The sequence below is a fragment of the Nonomuraea sp. NPDC059194 genome (assembly GCF_042754765.1).
In the GTDB taxonomy this organism is placed as follows: Bacteria; Actinomycetota; Actinomycetes; order Streptosporangiales; family Streptosporangiaceae; genus Nonomuraea.
Genome location: NZ_JBHZBH010000021.1, coordinates 75443 through 93955 on the forward strand (window position 1 = coordinate 75443; position 18513 = coordinate 93955).

At 72.2% G+C, this 18513-nt stretch carries 15 protein-coding genes and 1 other RNA gene; 10 read left to right on the forward strand and 6 right to left on the reverse strand.

The window, feature by feature from the left end; genetic code table 11:
• The first annotated feature begins 117 nt into the window (after window positions 1–117).
• From ACFXJ8_RS24830 to ACFXJ8_RS24840, 3 genes are read left to right on the forward strand one after another with little or no spacing between them, the layout of a single operon-like run.
• The gene (locus ACFXJ8_RS24830; protein WP_379646331.1) at window positions 118–1533 is read left to right on the forward strand and encodes a hypothetical protein; all 1416 of its coding nucleotides are present in this window, start codon (window positions 118–120) and stop codon (window positions 1531–1533) included.
• Window positions 1534–1591: 58 nt separating this feature from the next.
• Entirely contained in the window at window positions 1592–3802 is a 2211-nt protein-coding gene (locus ACFXJ8_RS24835) for a SulP family inorganic anion transporter (protein ID WP_379646332.1), read from the forward strand.
• A gap of 29 nt (window positions 3803–3831) precedes the next feature.
• The gene (locus ACFXJ8_RS24840; RefSeq protein ID WP_379646333.1) at window positions 3832–4839 is read left to right on the forward strand and encodes an NAD-dependent epimerase/dehydratase family protein; all 1008 of its coding nucleotides are present in this window, start codon (window positions 3832–3834) and stop codon (window positions 4837–4839) included.
• A gap of 113 nt (window positions 4840–4952) precedes the next feature.
• On the opposite strand, the gene ACFXJ8_RS24845 is transcribed toward ACFXJ8_RS24840, so the two are convergent.
• The 6 genes from ACFXJ8_RS24845 to ACFXJ8_RS24870 all read right to left on the reverse strand — a co-directional run bounded on the left by ACFXJ8_RS24845 (window position 4953) and on the right by ACFXJ8_RS24870 (window position 9755).
• Window positions 4953–5414: a GNAT family N-acetyltransferase gene (locus ACFXJ8_RS24845; RefSeq protein ID WP_379646334.1), complete on the reverse strand. Its 462-nt coding sequence runs from the start codon at window positions 5412–5414 to the stop codon at window positions 4953–4955.
• Window positions 5411–6154: a GNAT family N-acetyltransferase gene (locus tag ACFXJ8_RS24850; RefSeq protein WP_379646335.1), complete on the reverse strand. Its 744-nt coding sequence runs from the start codon at window positions 6152–6154 to the stop codon at window positions 5411–5413. Before ACFXJ8_RS24850 ends, ACFXJ8_RS24845 begins: the two co-directional genes overlap by 4 nt.
• A gap of 31 nt (window positions 6155–6185) precedes the next feature.
• Window positions 6186–6585, reverse strand: an RNA gene (gene rnpB / locus ACFXJ8_RS24855) — RNase P RNA component class A.
• Between the two features lie 185 nt (window positions 6586–6770).
• Entirely contained in the window at window positions 6771–8051 is a 1281-nt protein-coding gene (locus ACFXJ8_RS24860; protein ID WP_379646336.1) for a bifunctional RNase H/acid phosphatase, read from the reverse strand.
• A gap of 160 nt (window positions 8052–8211) precedes the next feature.
• On the reverse strand, window positions 8212–8952 hold the full coding sequence (locus tag ACFXJ8_RS24865; protein ID WP_379646337.1) for a zinc ribbon domain-containing protein: 741 nt from the start codon (window positions 8950–8952) through the stop codon (window positions 8212–8214).
• Between the two features lie 2 nt (window positions 8953–8954).
• A complete protein-coding gene (locus ACFXJ8_RS24870) occupies window positions 8955–9755 on the reverse strand; it encodes a Nif3-like dinuclear metal center hexameric protein (protein ID WP_379646338.1) in 801 nt (266 codons plus the stop codon).
• A gap of 85 nt (window positions 9756–9840) precedes the next feature.
• Here ACFXJ8_RS24870 and ACFXJ8_RS24875 point away from each other — a divergent pair, with 85 nt between their 5' ends.
• The 7 genes from ACFXJ8_RS24875 to ACFXJ8_RS24905 all read left to right on the forward strand — a co-directional run bounded on the left by ACFXJ8_RS24875 (window position 9841) and on the right by ACFXJ8_RS24905 (window position 18505).
• On the forward strand, window positions 9841–11274 hold the full coding sequence (locus ACFXJ8_RS24875) for a flavin-containing monooxygenase (protein WP_379646339.1): 1434 nt from the start codon (window positions 9841–9843) through the stop codon (window positions 11272–11274).
• Complete coding sequence (locus ACFXJ8_RS24880) at window positions 11271–12284, forward strand: dipeptidase (RefSeq protein WP_379646340.1); 1014 nt, start codon at window positions 11271–11273, stop codon at window positions 12282–12284. The genes ACFXJ8_RS24875 and ACFXJ8_RS24880 overlap by 4 nt, the downstream gene beginning before the upstream one ends.
• A complete protein-coding gene (locus tag ACFXJ8_RS24885; protein ID WP_379646341.1) occupies window positions 12281–13414 on the forward strand; it encodes a M20/M25/M40 family metallo-hydrolase in 1134 nt (377 codons plus the stop codon). Before ACFXJ8_RS24880 ends, ACFXJ8_RS24885 begins: the two co-directional genes overlap by 4 nt.
• Before the next feature lie 87 nt (window positions 13415–13501).
• On the forward strand, window positions 13502–14248 hold the full coding sequence (locus ACFXJ8_RS24890) for a GNAT family N-acetyltransferase (RefSeq protein ID WP_379646342.1): 747 nt from the start codon (window positions 13502–13504) through the stop codon (window positions 14246–14248).
• Window positions 14249–14284: 36 nt separating this feature from the next.
• Window positions 14285–15673: an Nramp family divalent metal transporter gene (locus ACFXJ8_RS24895; RefSeq protein ID WP_379646343.1), complete on the forward strand. Its 1389-nt coding sequence runs from the start codon at window positions 14285–14287 to the stop codon at window positions 15671–15673.
• Between the two features lie 44 nt (window positions 15674–15717).
• A complete protein-coding gene (locus ACFXJ8_RS24900) occupies window positions 15718–17538 on the forward strand; it encodes a zinc-binding dehydrogenase (protein ID WP_379646344.1) in 1821 nt (606 codons plus the stop codon).
• Between the two features lie 16 nt (window positions 17539–17554).
• A complete protein-coding gene (locus ACFXJ8_RS24905) occupies window positions 17555–18505 on the forward strand; it encodes a helix-turn-helix transcriptional regulator (protein WP_379646345.1) in 951 nt (316 codons plus the stop codon).
• The last annotated feature ends 8 nt before the right edge of the window (window positions 18506–18513 follow it).

An 18513-nucleotide genomic window follows, 5' to 3' on the forward strand; every position in this document is an offset into this window, starting at 1 on the left:
GGTCCGACACAATCAGATCCGTTCGCTGTGCGTTGGTGATCAAAGGGGGCAGATCGCGTCGATGGCCGCGCGATCTCACCGGCGCCGCTGGCAGGCCATGGCCTTGAGGGTGGTGCAATGACTGCGGTCGTATTGATTCTCGTCGCCGTCGTGCTCCTCGTGCTCGCAGTCGTGGCACTGGGCATGCGTTCGATGAACAAGCGCGAGAGCTCGCTCCCGCCGGAGCGGCTGAAAGCGATGGCGGAGAAGGAGGAGATGACCCAGATCCGTTCGACGGACGAGTTCGCCGCGCACGAACCCCGCATGGTCAACTTCAGCCCCGACTTCAGCCCCATCGACGAGCAGAAGCAGCCCAAGCCCGTCCGCACGGGGCAGCGCGGCAAGCGCGGCGTCGACGAGTGGGGCAACGGCGCGGCCGATGACGACGACGAGGAGTTCTGGGCCAACATCCGCAACGAGGCCACCGAGGGCGGCTTCGGCGCGGGCGGCACGGTCAAGGCGCGCATGGCGGCCAGCAGGCCCCTCGAGCCCGAGCGTCCCGTGGCCGACCCCTCGACCGAGCGCACGGTGCAGCTGCCGCTGCCGCAGCGGCCCGCCGCCGAGACGACGGCGCCCGCCGCCTCTGCCGCGCCCTCCCCAGCCCCGGTCCCCGCGCCCGCCGCGAGGTCTAGCCGCTCCAGCAGGTCGAGCAGGGCCGCCGCCCGCGCCGCCGCGGCTGCCGACAAGAGCCCGCTGGCCGACCTGGTCGAGCCCGCGCCGCGGCCCGAGCCCCGTCCCGCGCCCTCCGCCTCCGACCTGGCCGACCAGCGCACCGTGACCTTCGCCGCCCCGACGCCTGACGTGATGAGCATCCTGGGCGCGGGCGCCAGGCCGGTGCCGCCGCCGCAGCAGCCGCAGCCGCAGCACAACAGCGGGTCGTTCGCCGCCTTCGGCAGTGGGTCCTTCCCGGCGGTCACCAACCCGTCGGCCCCCATCCACGGCGCGCCGACCAGCGATCCGTTCCCCGCCTACGGCTCCGCCGACACCGAGACGACGTGGCAGTCCGCGCCGCCCGCCGCCGGGCCGAACTCCGGCTCGTGGTCGGCGGCCCCCGCCCACGACGTGCTCGACGGACCCGCCCCCGCCTCGTCGTGGCCCGCGTTCGAGACCTACACGCAGCCCGCCGCTCCCGCGGCCGCCTACCCGAACTCCTACGAGGTCCGCTCCGGCTGGGCCGCGCCCGACGACGACGCGCAGACGACGGGCCCGACGCCCGCGGCCACGACGCCGACCGCGCCGGGCAGGGCGGTCTCGCCGTACGACGACGTGCTGGGCGGTGGCGGCCAGGGTGGCGGACAGTACGCCTCGTCCTACGAGCCGCAGCCGCAGACGGCCCCCGCCGCCTGGCCCGAGACGCCGTCGCCCACCGCGAACGGCAGCTGGCCCTCCTACGGCGAGATGTACGGCCAGCCCGAGGCCGAGTCGGCCCAGCAGGGCCGCAGGGGCAACCACCACCGGGCCCCTGAGCAGGACTATCCCGACTATTACCGTTGATCGCAAAGACCGCACGTAACACCGCATTTATCGGGCTGTCAGCCGATACAGTCGAGCGGTGGACACTCAGAGTAACGGACTGACCACCCTTCGATATGACGTACCCGCGTCGCTGGTCGTCTTCCTCGTCGCGGTCCCTCTGTCACTCGGGATCGCCGTCGCCTCCGACGCGCCACTGGCCGCGGGGCTGATCGCCGCGGTCGTCGGCGGTGTGGTGGCGGGGCTGTTCGGCGGCTCGGCCGTACAGGTCAGCGGGCCGGCCGCGGGCCTGTCGCTGGTGGTGGCCGACCTCGTGCACACCTACGGCTGGCGGGCCACCTGCGTGATCACGTTGCTGGCCGGCGTGGTGCAGCTGGTGCTCGGGGCGTTCAAGGCGGCCCGCGCGGCGCTGGCCGTCTCCCCTGCCGTCATCCACGGCATGCTCGCCGGCGTCGGCGTCGTGATCGCGCTGTCGCAGCTGCACGTGGTGCTGGGCGGCAGCCCGCAGAGCTCGGCCGTCGACAACCTGCTCGAACTGCCCGCGCAGATCGCCGACCTGCGCAACCACGCGGCCGCCGTCGGGCTGATCACGATCGGCGTGCTGCTGGTGTGGAAGTGGCTGCCCCGCAGGGTCCGCGTGGTCCCCGGGCCGCTGGCCGCGCTGCTGCTGGCCTCGATCGCGGCCGCGGTGTTCGGCTGGGACGTCACCAGGGTGGACCTGCCCGGCGGCCTGCTGCAGTGGGCGCCGCCCGTGCTGCCCGCGGGCGACTGGCACGGCATCCTCGCCGCGGTGCTGCTGGTGGCGCTGCTGGCGGGCGTGGAGTCGCTGCTCTGCTCGGTGGCCGTCGACGGGCAGCACGACGGCCCGCGCACCGACCTGGACAAGGAGCTGCGCGGGCAGGGCCTGGCCAACATCGTGTCGGGCGCGCTCGGCGGGCTGCCCACGGCGGGCGTGATCGTGCGCAGCACCACGAACGTCCAGGCGGGCGCCCGCAGCCGCTGGTCGACCGTCCTGCACGGCGTGTGGGTGCTGGTGTTCGTCCTGTCCTTCGGCTGGGCGATCCGGCTGATTCCGCTGGAGGCGCTGGCGGCGCTGCTGGCGTTCATCGGCCTGCAGATGATCAACTTGGGGCACGTGCGGAAGGTCCACGGCCACGGCGAGGTGCCCGTGTACATGGTCACGCTGGCAGGCGTGGTCGTGCTCGGCCTGGCGGAGGGGGTGCTGTTCGGGCTGGCCCTCGCGGTCCTGCTGGCGTTGCGGCGGCTGACCCGGGTCTCGGTGCACGTACGGCAGGAGCCGGGCGGGCGGTGGCACGTGACGATCTCGGGGTCGCTCACCTTCCTCGGCGTGCCCAGGCTCACCGACGAGCTGCGCGCCATCCCGCCCGGCGTGCCGGTCGACCTCGACCTCAACATCGACTTCATGGACAACGCCGCGTTCGAGGCGCTGCACTCGTGGCGGCTCAAGCACGAGCGTTCGGGCGGCAGCGTCGACATCGACGAGCTGCACGACGAGTGGTACAGCCTGGCCGCCGCGGGCCACCGGATGTTCCCCGCCAAGACGCCGCCCAAGGCGCACGAGCGGTGGTGGCTGCCGTGGGCGCACCGCCGCCGCGGGCGTGGAAGCGCGGCCGTACCTGAGCAGAGCGGTCCGGTCGAGTGCGAGCTGACGGTGGGCGCACGCGAGTTCCACCGGCGCGCGGCGCCGCGGATGCGGCCCATCTTCACCGAGCTGGCCCGCCGGCAGCAGCCGACGCACCTGTTCATCACGTGCGCCGACTCCCGCATCGTGCCCACGCTCATCACCGCCAGCGGCCCCGGCGACCTGTTCGTGGTGCGCAACATCGGCAACCTCGTTCCCCGGTACGGCGCGCAGCCGCACGACGACTCAGTGTCGGCGGCGATCGAGTACGCGACGCAGGTGCTGGGGGTGCGCACGATCACGGTGTGCGGCCACTCGGGATGCGGGGCCATGGCCGGGCTGCTGTCGGGCGGGGTGAAGGCGGGCAGTCTGCCGGGGCTGCGGCGGTGGCTGCGGCACGGCAACCACAGCCTGGCCAGGTTCATCCTGTCCGAGAGCGACGGCAGCGACAGCGGGCCGCTCGACCGGCTGTGCAGGGTGAACGTGATGCAGCAGCTGGAGAACCTGCAAACGCACCAGAAGGTCGCCGAGCAGGTGGCGGCGGGATCGCTGGAGCTGGTGGGGCTCTACTTCGACATCGCCTCGGCCAGGGTGCACATCCTGCCGACGCCCTCGCCCGCCTACGCTCTTGGTGAAGAGGTGAAGTGAATCGCGTGCCGTACCCGAAGAATGCTCTTATGAGAATTCTGGTCATCGGAGGGTCAGCGTTCGTCGGCCGCGCGATCGTGTCGGAGGCGCTCGCGCGCGGGCACGAGGTCACGACGTTCAACAGGGGGCAGAGTTACCCCGACGTGCCGGGCGTGGAGGCCGTGCACGGCGACAGGGAGTCGAAGGCGGACCTGGAGCGCCTGGTGGACGGGCGGCGCTGGGAGATCGTCGTGGACACCGCGGCGTACGTGCCGCGCGTCGCGGGCCTGTCCGCCCGGCTGCTGTCGGGGCATGCCGACACCTACGCGTTCATCTCGACGGTCTCGGCGGTGCGCGGCTTCCCCGTCGAGCCCGCGACGGACGAGTCGGGTCTGTGGGACTGCGAGCCCGACGCCGGTCCCGAGGACGGCGACTACGGCGTGCTCAAGGCGGGCTGCGAGCGCGCGGTGGAGCAGGAGTTCGACGGCAACACGCTGATCATCCAGCCGGGGCTCATCCTCGGCCCCTACGAGAACGTCGCCAGGCTGCCGTGGTGGCTGACCAGGATCGAGCGCGGCGGCCAGGTCCTGGCTCCCGGCGACCCTTCTGCGGCCATGCAGCTGGTCGACACGCGCGACATCGCGATCTTCACCCTCGACCAGGCGGAGCAGGGCGTCAGCGACCGCTTCATGGTGACGGGGCCCGCGGGCAACACCACCTACGGTGAGTGGCTGGAGCTGTGCCGACAGGCCACCGGCTCGGACGCGGAGTTCGTGTGGGTGGACGACCAGTTCCTGCTCGACCACGAGGTGGGGGCCTTTGTGGAACTGCCGCTGTGGGCGCCGCCCAAGCCGGAGACGGCCAACTTCTGGACGATCTCCACGGCGAAGGCCGAGGCGGCGGGGCTGCGCTGCCGTACCGTGGCCGAGACGGTCAGGGACACCTGGGAGTGGCTGCGGGAGATCCCGGTCGGCGAGCGGGTGTTCGGCAGGAAGAACGTCCACGGCATCGCCCCCGAGAAGGAGGCGGCGATCCTCGCCGCCTGGGCCGCCCGCTAGGCGCGGGGGCGCCCCATGGCCGCCTGGGCTGCGCGCCAGGCCGAGGGGCGGAGCCGCTGCCGCCCTGGGCTGCTCGCCAGACCGGGCGGCGGGGCGTCCCGTGGCGGGCTCGCTCATCGGAGGTAGTGGTGGACCAGCGCGGGCCTGCCGTCGGCGTCGAGCCAGCCCGCGCGCCCGCTGGCGATCCTGCGCCAGCCCGCGCGCTCGTAGAAGGCGATGGCGCCGCGCCCGCTGTCGGCGACGTCGAGGCCCAGGCGCAGGCCGAGACCGTCCCCCTCCCGCTCCACGGCGGCCAGCAGCCTCGCCGCGTCGCCCCGCCCCCTGGCGTGCGGGGCGACGAACAGCCTGGCGAGGCAGGCGTCCGCCTCCGGCAGCTCGGGATCGGCCCCGCGCAGCGCGGCGTGTCCGATGATCACGCCGTCGTCTTCCGCGACCCACGCCCTGATCAGGCCATCGGGCGTGAGCCATTCCTCGGGGTCGGCCGGCCAGGCCAAGGGGTAGCCGTCCCGTTCGTGTACGGCACGCAGCGCGGCCACGCAACCGGCCAGGTCGCCGGGCCGCCTCGTCCGGATCACGGCGACGACCACCAGGTGGACTGCGTGATGGTGGTGAAGCCGAGCGAGTCGTAGAGCGGCTTGCCCGCCTTCGCCGACGTCAGGGTGACCGGCAGGTCCTTCAGCGGGCCGCCGAGCACCGCGTGCATGAGCGCCCGCCCGACGCCGAGCGAACGGAACTCGGGCAGCGTGGTCACCCAGTAGACCCCGCCCACCATACGGTCGGCAACCGTCAGGCACGCGCCGGCGGGCACGCCGTCCTTCTCCACGACGAACACCTCGACGCCGTCGTAGCCCAGCAGCGCCGCCGGGAACGCCTGCCGAGGGTGGTGCGGCTGGAAGCGAGCCAGCGGGAAGCCCTCGACCACGATCCGCTCGGCCGTCTCCAGCCGGTCTTCCCGCTCGACCCTCACGACGTCGAGCACTGGGGACGGCACCGCCTGCCCCGGCCTGCGGATCATGACAGGCAGCTGACGGGGCTCCAGCCCGATCGCGCTCATGTCGACGACGTCGTAGGAGTCCTCGACGAGCACCGGGCCGCGTGTCCAGCCCTTGGCCAGCTCGGTCAGTTCGGCCACGTCGTCGTCGCCGGGTGCGGGAGACTGCAGGACGATGCGCAACCCCGCCCGCTCGTCACCCCCGACGGCGACGAACCCGGGCCGCCGCACCACGTCGTGGCCGCGCACCTCGCCCAGCGCCGTCCACAGCGCCGCCGCGTTCGTGGTGGCCAGCCGAAGATCGGCCAGGTCGGTGATGGTCATGCGGAGGACCTTACAAGAGCGCGAAGGCGGAGAGACGAGCCGGCCTGTAGGCCGGGTTCTGTCCTTCGCGAACGAAGGGGCGACCATCCATCTAGGACCACCGTTGCCGGCGGCCTCAAGCGGTCTACCCGCGCGGCTCGGACGGGCAGTCCTCGAACGTCGCGCGCGGGACGCTCCTGCTGGAAACGTCCCTTCTTGACCTTGCTCCGGGTGGGGTTTACCTAGCCGCCCACGTCACCGTGGGCGCTGGTGGTCTCTTACACCACCCTTTCACCCTTACCTCCCGGTTGCCCGGAAGGCGGTCTGCTCTCTGTGGCACTGTCCCGCGGGTCACCCCGGGTCGGCGTTACCGACCACCCTGCCCTGTGGAGCCCGGACCTTCCTCGGCGAACCCCCGCCAGGAGGCTCGACGCGGCCGCCCGGCCGGCTCGTCTGCAGCGAGATTATCGCATCCCCAGCCACCTCCAACCCATCGGCAAGTGGGCCGGGATGTGCTGGAGCGGTCATCGTCTGAGGGGGACGGTGCCCACGGCCCGGTCGTGCCCGGTGAACCTCGCGGCATCGGGATCGGCCGGGCCGTGCCCGCCTCAGCGCGGGTGGGAGGTCGTCGAACGCCTCAGCGTAGGTGGGAGATGTCGTTGAACGCCTTCACCACGGCGGGGCCGTCGGCGTAGAAGTCGATCAGCGACAGGCACGCCAGGTCGAGGTGCATGCGGTAGAGGGCGTCGGGCGGCGCGAGCAGGGCGAGCCTGAGCAGCGTCTTGATCGGCGTGACGTGGGAGACGGCCAGCACGGTGCGGCCCTCGTAGCGCTCGACCAGCCGGTCTCTGGTCTGCTCGACCCGTCGCGCCACCTGCTCGAAGCTCTCGCCCCCTGGAGGGGCGACGGTGGGGTCGGCCAGCCAGGCGGCCAGTTCGTCCGGCCACTCGCGCTGGATCTCGGTGAACGTTCGGCCCTCCCACGCGCCGAAATCGGTCTCCCTGAGGCCTTCGTCCACCTCGACCTCGACGCCCACGAGCCGCGCCACCGCCTCGGCGGTCTGGCGGGCGCGCTTGAGCGGGGAGCTGACGATCACATCGATCCGGTACGGCGGCGCCGCCAGCCTGCGGGCCGCGGCCCCGGCCTGGGCCAGGCCGTTCGGGGTGAGTTCGGCGTCGCCGAGGCCGGAGAAACGGCGTTCGGCCGACAGCGGCGTCTCGCCGTGGCGCAGCAGGAGCAGCGAGGTGGCGACCCTGGTGGCGGGACCCCAGCCGGTGCCCTTGGCGGCCTGCCGGGTGACCAGCGAGGCGGTCGGCGCCGACAGGTCGAGCAGGTCGGTCTGCGCGCCCCCCTTCGGCGCGGGCGCCCCGCGCTCGCCCACCGAGGGCCCGGCTTCAGGTACGGCGCCGCGGCCGACCGATGGCCCCGCCTGCGGAGCGCTGCCGACCAACGGCCCTGCCGACGGTACGGCGCTGCCCCCCGCCTTCCAGACCAGCCCCTTGGCGGCGGCGTCCATCGCCTCGTTGGCCAAGCGGTCGGCGTGCTTGTTGCGCTCGCGGGGGATCCACGTCCACCCGGTGACCCGCAGCCGCCTGGCCAGGGCCTGCGCCTCGATCGCGAGCGGCCTGAGCCCCTCGTTCTTGACCTTCCAGCGGCCGGCCATCTGCTCGATGACGAGCTTGGAGTCCATGCGGACCTCGACCATGGCACCGTCGCCGCCGAGGTCGAGCACCGAGGTGAGCCCGGCGATCAGGCCGCGGTACTCGGCGACGTTGTTGGTGGCCACGCCGATCGCCTCAGCCGCCTCGGCGAGGACCTGGCGGTCGGCGGCGTCCATGACGACGGCCCCGTAACCGGCGGGGCCAGGGTTGCCTCTCGACCCGCCGTCGGCCTCGATGAGGTACGAGGTCGTGCTCATGACTGCTCCTTGATCTGCTGAAGGCCGGGGCGGGGGCGAAGGTCGGCCGTCTGACTCGGGAAGGCCCAAGCGGGGAGCCGGGCCTCAGCCGCCGGGCTCGGGAAGGCCGAGGCGGGGCCGAGGGCCGACCGCCGGGCTCACGAAGGCCGGTGGCCGAGGGTCAGATGCCGGACTCGGGGGTGCGTACGAGGATGCGGCGGCACTCCTCGCAGCGCAGCACCTCGTCGTGGGGCGCGGCCTTGATGCGGTTCATGTCGGCGATCGCGAGCGTCACCTTGCAGCCCATGCAGCGGCCGCCGTGGAGCATCGCGGCGCCCACGCCGTACTGGCCGCGCAGCTTCTCGTAGAGCGCGAGCAGGTCGGCGGGGATCTCGCCGGCCATGCCCGAGCGGCGGCCGTCGACGTCGGTGGCGTCCTTGTCGATCTCGGCGAGGGCGGTGTCGCGGCGGTCCTCGGCGGCGCCGCGGGTGGCGGCGATCTCGTCGCGCTTGGCGATCAGGTCGGCGGCCTTGGCGTCGGCGGCCTCACGCCGTTCCATGATCTCCAGCACGACCTCCTCCAGGTCGCCCTGGCGGCGGTGCAGCGAGGCGATCTCGGACTGCAGGCTGGACAGGTCCTTGGGCGAGGTGACCATGCCGGAGTCGAGGCGCTTCTGGTCGCGCTCGGCGCGGATGCGCACGGTGTCGACGTCGCTCTCCGCCTTGGTCTGCTCACGGGCCAGGTCGCTCGCCTCGGTCTCGGCGGCGATCACCTGGGTGGCCAGCTGGGCGTAGCGCTTCGACTGCTCGTCGATCTCGGCCAGCTCGGGCAGGGTGCGCCTGCGGTGCGCCAGGCGGTCGGCAGCGGAGTCGAGCTCGGCCAGGTCGAGCAGTCGCTTCTGGGCGGCAGGGGCTGCTTTCATGATCAATATCCTCTTGTCCAAGCATCGGTGACCGTGGCGGAGACGCGCGTCTCAACGTTAACGCCACTGGAGCTCAGGATGGACGCCGCGCTGTCGAGCCAGGGCCATTCGGTGGCCCAGTGGGCGGCGTCGACCAGGGCGGGGCCGCCGGTCTCGACGAACTCGCTGGCCGGGTGGTGGCGCAGGTCGGCGGTGAGGAAGACGTCGACGTCCGCGGCGCGTGCCGTACCGAGGAGGGAGTCTCCCGAGCCGCCGCTGACGGCCACCCGCCTGACGGGCCTGGACTGGTCGCCCGCGACGCGCAGGCCCCACGAGGTGGTGGGCAGCCCGGCGAGGGCCTGTTCGGCGAACTCGCCGAGCGTCATGGTGCGGGCCAGTTCGCCGATGCGGCCGAGCCCGCGCCAGGGGTCGTCGGGGAACGGCTGCAGCGACACCAGGTCGCCGACCAGGCCGACGGCGCGGGCCAGCGCGTCGGAGACGCCGGGGTTGGCGACGTCGGCGTTGGTGTGGGCGGTGTAGAGGGCGACGTCGTTGCGGATCAGGTCGTGGATCAGCCGCCCCTTGTAGGTGGTGGCGGCGACGCTGGTGGTGCCGCGCAGGTAGAGGGGGTGGTGCGTGACGATCAGGTCGGCGCCCCAGTCGAGCGCCTCCTCGGCGACGACGGGCACGGGGTCGACGGCGAACAGCACCCGCCGCACCGACTGGGCGGGGTCACCGCAGACCAGGCCGACGGCGTCCCAGGACTCGGCTCTTCCCGGCGGGTAGGCGGCCTCGAGCACGTTGATCACATCTGCCAGCGTCACCTGCGCAGACTATCGGTTCGGCTACCTCGACACGGGCACGAGCGCCGCCTAACGTAAGTGGATCCTGACATCTGTGGAGGGGCGCATGAGGGTCGCGATCATCGGTGCCGGGTTCGCCGGACTGTGCATGGCGATCGGGCTGGAACGCGCGGGGATCGGCTCCTACACGGTCTACGAGAAGGCGGGCGAGGTCGGCGGCACCTGGCGCGACAACAGCTATCCGGGAGCGGGCTGCGACATCCCCTCCCATCTGTACTCCTACTCCTTCGAGCGGTACGCCAGCTGGACGCGCCGCTATCCCGAGCAGCCGGAGATCCTCGCCTATCTCGACATGTGCGCCGACAAGTACGGCGTCCGGCCGAAGATCCGGTTCGGCGCCGAGATCGTCTCCGCCGCCTTCGACGGCCGCCGCTGGCAGGTCGCCACGGAAGAAGGGAGCGAGGAGTTCGACGTCGTGGTGTCGTGCGTCGGCCAACTGAACCGCCCCTCATACCCCGAAATTTCGGGAACTGAGAGCTTTGCGGGGGTCGCTTTCCACAGCGCCCGGTGGAACCACGAGCACGACCTGACCGGCCGCCGCGTGGCGGTCATCGGCACCGGGTCGTCGGCCGCGCAGTTCGTCCCCCGCATCCAGCCGCTGGTCGGCCACCTGGACCTCTTCCAGCGCACCCCCAACTGGGTGATCCCCAAGGCGGACGCCGCCTTCGGTCCCAGGACCACGCTGGCCTTCCGCCTGGTCCCCGGCCTCCATCGGCTGTACCGTGAGTGGATCTACCGGTACGCCGAGGGCACCCTCTACCCCGCCCTCGCCCACGGCTGGAGCGCCGATCTGCTGCGCAAACGGGCGCTCGGCCACCTCCACGCCCAGGTCGCCGATCCGACCCTGCGCGCCAAGCTCACCCCCGACTTCCCCGTCGGCTGCAAGAGGGTGGTCATCGACAGCTCGTACTATCCCGCCCTCACCAAGGCCAACGTGGACGTCGTGACCGACCCGATCACCAGGATCACCCCGAAGGGCGTGGAGACCACCGAGGGCGTGCGCGAGGCCGACACGATCATCTACGCCACGGGCTTCAGGTCCACCGAGTTCCTGCAGCCGATCGCCTTCACCGGAGTGGGCGGGGTCTCGCTGGCCGATCAGTGGAAGGACGGCGCCGCGGCCTACCTCGGCATCGCGGTGCCGAACTTCCCCAACCTGTTCCTGCTCTACGGCCCGAACACCAACCTCGGCCACAACTCCATCGTCTTCATGATCGAATGCCAGGTGCGGCACGTCATGGCGTGCCTGCCGTACCTGGAAAGGAACGGGCCGATGGAGGTCAGGCCCGAGGCCATGGCGGCCTGGCGCGGACGGCTGGCGGCGGCGATGGAGCGGATGGTCTGGACCGACGGCTGCCGCAGCTGGTACCAGAGCGCCGACGGGACGGTCACCACCAACTGGCCGGGGCCGAGCACCCTGTATCGCAGGCTGACCGCTCTCCCGCCCTTGTCCGCCTACCGGATAACGTCTTCGGCATGACGTCGCATGTGGTGGCTGACACGCACAACGATCTGCTCATGGCGGTCTCGGCGAGGCCGCCGGACCGGTGGGCGGAGTTCTTCCGCGCCCAATGGCTGCCGCAGCTGCGCGCCGGCAAGGTGAACCTGCAGGTGCTGCCGGTGTTCATCTCCTCGGAGTACCGTCCCGAAGGCGCGCTCAGGCAGACGCTGCGGATGATCGAGTGCGCGCACGTGATCGCCGAGGGCAACCCCGACGAGGTGGCGCTGTGCACCGACGCCGCGCAGATCGACGCCGCCATCGAGGCGGGCAGGATCGCGCTGGTGCTGGCGTTGGAGAGCATGCCGGGCCTCGACGCCAGCGTGGAGCTCATCCCGACGGTGCACCGGCTCGGCGTGCGGATCGCCTCGATCGCGCACTGGGGTCGCACCCCGCTGGCCGACGGCAGCGGCGAGGACGCCACGGGCAGCGGGCTCACCTCTCACGGCGTCGAGGCGCTGAAGGAGATGGAACGGCTCGGCATCCTGTTCGACGTCTCCCATCTGGGCGCCTCGGGCGTGGCGCACGTGCTCGAACTGGCTTCCAAGCCGGTCATGGCGACGCATTCGGCGGCGCGGGCGCTGCGCGACCACCACCGCAACCTCACCGACGAGCAGCTCAGGGGCGTGGCGGGCACCGGTGGCGTGATCTGCGTCAATTTCCTGGCCGCCTTCCTCACCGACAACGCCCGCGAGGCCACGCTCGACCACGTGCTGGACCACATCGAGCACGTGGCGGGTGTCGTGGGGATCGACCACGTGGGCCTCGGGCCCGACTTCATGGACGAGGTCAGGCGCGACCTCACTCCCCCGTGCTGCGAGAGCATCTCCTCCACCGGTCTCGACGTCGGCGCCTGCGTGCCGGGGCTCGAAGGGCCTAGCGGCCTGCCGCTGGTCACCGAGGGGCTGCTGGCCAGGGGGCTGCCGGAGGCGGACGTCCACAAGATCGTCGGCGGGAACGTGCACCGTTTGTTAGGAAAGGCGCTGGCGTGATCGACGACCTCGAGGAACTGGTCACCTGCGAGTCCTTCTCCAGCGACCTGGAGGCGGTGGCGCGCAGCGCGAAGGTGGTCGCCGCGATGGGCGCCCGCCACCTCGGCGCGCAGCCGGAGACGATCGTCGTCGACGGCGTCACGCACCTGCGGTGGAGCTTCGGCACGCCCAGGGTGCTGCTGCTCGGCCACCACGACACCGTGTGGCCGATGGGGACACTGGCCACCACCCATCCGTGGTCGGTCGTCGACGGCATCGCGCGCGGGCCCGGCATCTTCGACATGAAGGCGGGGCTGGTGCAGATGTTCCACGCGCTGGCCGGGCTCGGCTCGCTCGACGGCGTGTGCGTGCTGGTCACCGGCGACGAGGAGGTCGGCTCGCTCACCTCGCGCCCGCTCATCGAGGACTCCGCCCGCGGCCTGGCGGCCGCGTTCGTGCTGGAGGCCGCCGCCGAGGGCGGCGCGCTCAAGACCGCGCGCAAGGGCACCTCCGACTACACGGTCACGGTGTACGGCAAGGCCGCGCACGCCGGGCTCGAACCGTGGAACGGGGCCAACGCCGGGATCGAGCTCGCGCACCAGATCCTCACGATCGCCGGGATGGCCGCGCTCGTCGACGGCGGCGAGCCCGTCGCCGGGCGTGCCGGGCTTGTCAACGGCGGCGGGCCGGTGGCGGGCACGACGGTGACGCCGACCGTGCTGGCCGGGGGGACGACGGTGAACACGGTGCCTGCCCTGGCCCGGGTCGGGGTGGACGTGCGGGTGCCGACGCTGGCCGCCCAGGCCAGGGTGGACACGCTGATGCGGGCGCTGTCGCCGCAGGTGAAGGGCACGCGGCTGGAGGTGGACGGCGGGCCGAACCGGCCGCCGCTGGAGGCGGCGCTGTCGGCCGAGCTGTTCGCGCTGGCCTCGCGGCTGGCTGAGGAACTGGGCCTGGGGGCGCTGACGTCGGCGTCGGTGGGCGGGGCTTCGGACGGCAACTTCACGGCCGGGCTCGGCGTGCCGACGCTGGACGGGCTCGGCGGCGTCGGCGGTGGCGCGCACGCCGACCACGAGCACGTGGTGGTGGCGGAGATGCCGGAACGGGCGCGCCTGCTGCGCTCGCTGGTGTCCGCGGTCCTGACCTCCTGACCTCCCGACCCCGGCCCGCCGGTTGGTCGCGGGTCGCGGGCCGGGGTCACGGACCCTGGCCGTGCGGGCTCGGATAGATTTTCGAGGGTGACGAAGGCCCAGGTGGTGGTGCGCGAGCTGCACCGGATCGACGAGTTCGCCGAGGTGTTCAGGCTCTTCGACGAGATCTGGCGCCCCGACCCGGCCAACCCCCCTGTCACCGTCGAGCTCATGCGGGTCTTCTCCCACACCGGGGGGTACGTCGCGGGAGCCTACGAGGGCGAGCGGCTGGTCGGCGCGTCCGTGGGCCTGCTGGCGGCGGGCAACGCCCTGCACTCCCACGTCACCGGCGCCGAGCCCGGCAGGGGCATCGGCCACGCGCTCAAACGCCACCAGCGCGCCTGGTGCGCCGAACGCGGCATCGACCACATCACCTGGACCTTCGACCCGCTCGTGCGCCGCAACGCCCACTTCAACCTCGCCAAGCTGGGCGCACGCCCGGTCGAGTACGTCGAGAACTTCTACGGCGCGATGGCCGACGCGATCAACGAGGGCGACGAGTCCGACCGCCTGGTGGTCGAGTGGCCGGTGAAAGAGCAGGAGGCGCCGCACGTGCCGTACGAGGGCGTGGTGGCGCTGGAGGAGGAGGACGGCCTTCCGGTCAGGGGGCAGGTGAAGGGCCCGGTGGCGCTGGTCGGCACGCCCGCCGACATCGAGGCGCTGCGCCGGCGGGACCCGTCGGCGGCCATGGCGTGGCGGCTGGCCATGCGCGAGGTGCTGGGCGGCCTGATGGCGGACGGCGGGCGCGTGACGACTTTTACCGAAAAAGGTGAGTATGTTGTCTTGATCGGGTAGGGGGCAGCTGTGTTCACCCCTACAGTGCCACAGCGCGTGCTACCACCGGTCACCGTCAGGGATCTGCCCGACCCGCCCGTTTCGAGGTGGCGGCTCATCGGGCCTGGGCTCGTCGGTGCGGGGGTGGGGCTCGCTTCGGGCGAGTTCATCCTTTGGCCCTACATCGCCTCCCAGGTCGGCTTGATCTTCATCTGGGGCGCCCTGATCGGCATCATCACGCAGTGGTTCCTCAACATGGAGATCGAGCGGTACACGCTGGCCACCGGCGAGACCGCGCTGACCGGCTTCAGCCGGTTCTGGAAGCACTGGGGCGCAGTGTTCGTCGCCATGACCCTGCTGTCGAACCTGTGGCCCGGCTGGGTGACGACCTCCGCGACGATGGTCACCTATCTGACGGGCGGCAACGTCCGCTTCATCGCGATCGGCATGCTCCTGGTGATCGCGCTCGCCCTGACGCTCGCGCCGGTCATCTACATCGCGCTGGAGCGGGTGATCTTCGTCAAGATCGCGCTCGTGCTCACGCTGATCGTGGTGGCCGTGCTGTTCGCGATCAACGCGGACGCGTGGGTGGCGCTGGGCAGGGGCCTCACGGTGGACGCCAGCCTGCCGGTTCCGCCGCTGCAGTTCGCGCTGCTGATGGGCGCCATCGCCTACGCGGGCGCGGGCGGCGGGCAGAACCTGTGCCAGAGCAACTGGATCCGCGACAAGGGCCTGGGCATGGGCCACTACGTGCCGCGCCTGGTCAGCCCGGTCACCGGCCACGAGGAGGCGGCCCCGGTGACCGGCTTCCAGTTCGCTCCCACGAAGGAGAACCTGGCCAGGTGGAAGGCCTGGTGGCGCTTCGCGAACGTGGAGCAGGCCTCGACGTTCGCGCTCGTGTCGTTCGTGACGATCGCGCTGATGTCGATGCTGGCCTACTCCACGGTCTTCGGCAAGGAGGGGCTGGCCAACAGCATCGACTTCCTCAGGGTCGAGGGCGAGACGCTGCAGGCCACGGTCGGGCCGTGGTTCGGCGTGCTGTTCTGGGTGATCGGCGCGCTGTCGCTGTTCGCCTCGGCGATGGGCATCGTCGACTACACCAGCAGGCTCGCCTCCGACATCCTCAAGACGGTCTACCTGCGCGACAAGCCCATCTCAGTCAACAGGGTCTACTTCATCGTCGTCTGGGCAATGGTTCTGGTCGGGATCGCGATCCTGCTGGCCGGCTTCGACCAGCCGCTGATCCTGCTGGTGCTGTCGGCCTCCTTCGCCGCGGTGATGATGTTCGTCTACTCGATCCTGCTGATCGTGCTCAACCGGCGGGCGCTGCCCGGGCCGATCAAGGTGCGCAACTACCGGCTGGCCGCCCTCATCTGGTCGATCGCCTTCTTCGGCTCGCTGACCGTGCTGACGGTCATCCAGCAGGCCCAGAAACTCTTCGGCTGAACGGAGTTGACCTCAAGGAAACTTGAGGTTCGAGACTGTCGGGCATGAGAATCATTGAGGTCACCCGGTTCGGCGGTCCCGAGGTGCTGCGGGCGCGCGAGGTCGACGACCTGGTCGCGGGGCCTGGGCAGGTTGTGGTGGGGGTGTCGGCCGCCGACGTCCTCGCGGTGGAGGCGCAGTTGCGCGCGGGCTGGGGCACGGAGTGGTTCGGCACGCGGCCGCCGTTCGTGCCCGGCACCGGTGTGGCGGGGCACGTGCTGTCGGTCGGCGAGGGGGTGGATCCCTCGTGGCTGGGCCGCAGGGTCGCCGCGATGGTGAGCGGCGGCTACGCCGAGCAGGCGGTGGCCGAGGTGGACGCGCTGGTGCCGGTGCCCGACGGGCTGGCGCTGCCCGAGGCCGCGGCGCTGCTGCAGGTGGGTCCCGCCGCGCTCAGCCTGATCGACGCGGCCGAGCTGCGGCCGGGCGCCAGGGTGCTGGTCACCGGTGCGGGCGGCGGGCTCGGCCTGGTGCTGGTGGAGCTGGCCGCCGCGGCGGGCGCCGAGGTCACGGCCCTGGCCTCCGGTACGGCCAAGCGCCGCCGAGCCGAACTCCTCGGCGCCGAACACACCAAGGGAGCGGGGCGTGGCCGGTTCGACGTGGTCTTCGACGGTGTCGGCGGCGAGCAGGGGGCGCGGGCGTTCGAGCTGACCGAGCGGGGCGGCAGGTTCTTCGCCTACGGCGTCGCGGCGGGCGGGCCCGCCGTCGTCGACGTGGCCGAGGCCGAACGTCGCGGCATCACCGTCAGCGGCATGGAGCAGGTCCAGTTCACGCCCGAGCGGTTCACGCGGCTGGCGGGGCGGGCCTTCGCCGCGGGGATCACACCGACGATCGGGCTGGCCGTACCCCTGGACAGGGCGGCGGAGGCGCACGCCGCGATCGAGGGGCGGACGCTGGTCGGCAAGGCGGTCCTGCTGGCCACCTCGCGCGCCGTCCGCTACCGCGAGTACGGCGCAGCCGACGTGCTCACTCTCGACGAGGTGCCGATCCCGGCACCCGGCCTGGGCCAGGTGCGGGTCGCGGTGAAGGCGGCCGGGGTGAACGCCCTCGACTGGAAGTTCCGCAGGGGCTACATGGTCGTCCCGCTGGACGGGCCCGCGGGCACCGGGATCGAGGTGTCCGGCACGATCGACGCGCTCGGCGAGGGCGTCGACGGCTGGCGGGTGGGGCAGCCGGTGTTCGGCAGGGTGCCGACCGGCGGCCTGGCCGACCACGTGCTCGCCGACCCCGCCGAGCTGCTGGCCAAACCGGAGCACCTCGGCTACGAGGAGGCCGCGGCGCTGCCGGTGGCGGCGGAGACCGCCGCGAGGACGCTGGCCGAGCTGGGCGTCAAGGAGGGCGAGCGGCTGCTGATCCACGCGGTGGCGGGCGGCGTCGGCCTGGTCGCCGCCCAGCTGGCCCGTGCCAGGGGCGTCGAGGTCGTCGGCACCGCCAGCGAGGTCCATCATGCGTTCCTGCGCGATCTCGGCGTCACCCCCGTCACCTACGGCGACGGCTGGGCGGACCGAGTCGGCCAGGTAGTCGGCGCGGTGGACGCGGTGCTGGACGCGTCGGGCAGGGACGTGCTGGCCGACTCGGTGCGGCTGACCGGCGATCCGGACAGGGTGGTCACGATCGCCGACCCGGCGGCGGGCCGGTTCGGGGTGCGGTTCTCCCGGGGCGGCACCGATCCGGCGCCGATCAGGGAGGTGGTGGAGTCGGGCGGCGTGCGCATGCCGATCGCTCGCCTCTTCCCGCTGGAGAGCGCGGCCGACGCCCACCGGCTGAGCGAGGAGGGCCATCTCCTCGGCAAGATCGTGGTAATCACGGAACCAACCGTTCCTCGTTAGGCGGCACACTGGGTTCATGCTGGAAACCTCGGCCCGTCTGCTCAAGCTGCTCTCCCTGCTCCAGGCGCACAGGGAGTGGCCGGGCCCCGAGCTGGCCGACCGCCTGGGCGTGACGACCCGCACGGTGCGCAACGACGTGGAGCGCCTGCGCACGCTCGGCTACCCGGTGCACGCCACGCCGGGCGTGGCGGGCGGCTACCGGCTCGGGGCGGGCGCCGCCCTGCCTCCGCTGCTGCTCGACGACGAGGAGGCGGTGGCGGTCGCGGTCGGCCTGGGCAGGGCGGCGGGCGGCGGCGTGGCGGGCATCGAGGAGAGCTCGGTGCGGGCGCTGGCCAAACTGGAGCAGGTGCTGCCGGCCAAGCTGCGGCGCAGGGTCAGCGCGCTCAACGCCTACACCGTCCAGATCCCCGGCGCGGCGCCGTCGGTGCGGCCCGAACTGCTGACCACGATCGCCAACGCCGCGCGCGACCACGAGCGGCTGCGCTTCGACTACACGGGGCATGACGGCGCCGCCGGCAGGCGCGAGGCCGAGCCGTACCGGCTGGTGCACCGGCGCGGCCGGTGGTACCTGGTGGCGTGGGACGTCGAGCGGCGTGACTGGCGGACGTTCAGGGTCGACAGGATCTCCGTCCGCACCCCGAACGGGGCCCGCTTCACCCCGCGCGAGCTGCCCTTCGACGTGGCCGAGCACGTCGAGCGCGGCGTCACCACCGCGATGTGGCGCTACCGGGCCAAGGTGCTGGTGCACGCGCCGGCCGAGCGGATGGCGGCCATGCAGACCGGGATGGACTTCGACCCGGTCGATGAGCACACCTCGATCGCGCACGCAGGTGGCGACGACCTGACCGCCATCGCGGTGTGGATCGGCCTGCTCGGCGTCGACTTCGAGGTGATCGAGCCGCCGGAGCTGGCAGAGACGGTACGCGGGCTGGCCGAGCGCTACCGCAGGGCGGTCAGCGAGCGGTAAGCGGGCGG

What these genes read in the sequence shown, in the direction of transcription:
- ACFXJ8_RS24865 (WP_379646337.1), bottom strand. Translation starts at nt 8,952, where the DNA reads ATGAAAGCAGCCCCTGCCGCCCAGAAGCGACTGCTCGACCTGGCCGAG.
- ACFXJ8_RS24905 (WP_379646345.1), top strand. Translation starts at nt 17,555, where the DNA reads ATGCTGGAAACCTCGGCCCGTCTGCTCAAGCTGCTCTCCCTGCTCCAG.
- ACFXJ8_RS24840 (WP_379646333.1), top strand. Translation starts at nt 3,832, where the DNA reads ATGAGAATTCTGGTCATCGGAGGGTCAGCGTTCGTCGGCCGCGCGATC.
- ACFXJ8_RS24880 (WP_379646340.1), top strand. Translation starts at nt 11,271, where the DNA reads ATGACGTCGCATGTGGTGGCTGACACGCACAACGATCTGCTCATGGCG.
- ACFXJ8_RS24875 (WP_379646339.1), top strand. Translation starts at nt 9,841, where the DNA reads ATGAGGGTCGCGATCATCGGTGCCGGGTTCGCCGGACTGTGCATGGCG.
- ACFXJ8_RS24860 (WP_379646336.1), bottom strand. Translation starts at nt 8,051, where the DNA reads ATGAGCACGACCTCGTACCTCATCGAGGCCGACGGCGGGTCGAGAGGC.
- ACFXJ8_RS24830 (WP_379646331.1), top strand. Translation starts at nt 118, where the DNA reads ATGACTGCGGTCGTATTGATTCTCGTCGCCGTCGTGCTCCTCGTGCTC.
- ACFXJ8_RS24850 (WP_379646335.1), bottom strand. Translation starts at nt 6,154, where the DNA reads ATGACCATCACCGACCTGGCCGATCTTCGGCTGGCCACCACGAACGCG.
- ACFXJ8_RS24900 (WP_379646344.1), top strand. Translation starts at nt 15,718, where the DNA reads ATGAGAATCATTGAGGTCACCCGGTTCGGCGGTCCCGAGGTGCTGCGG.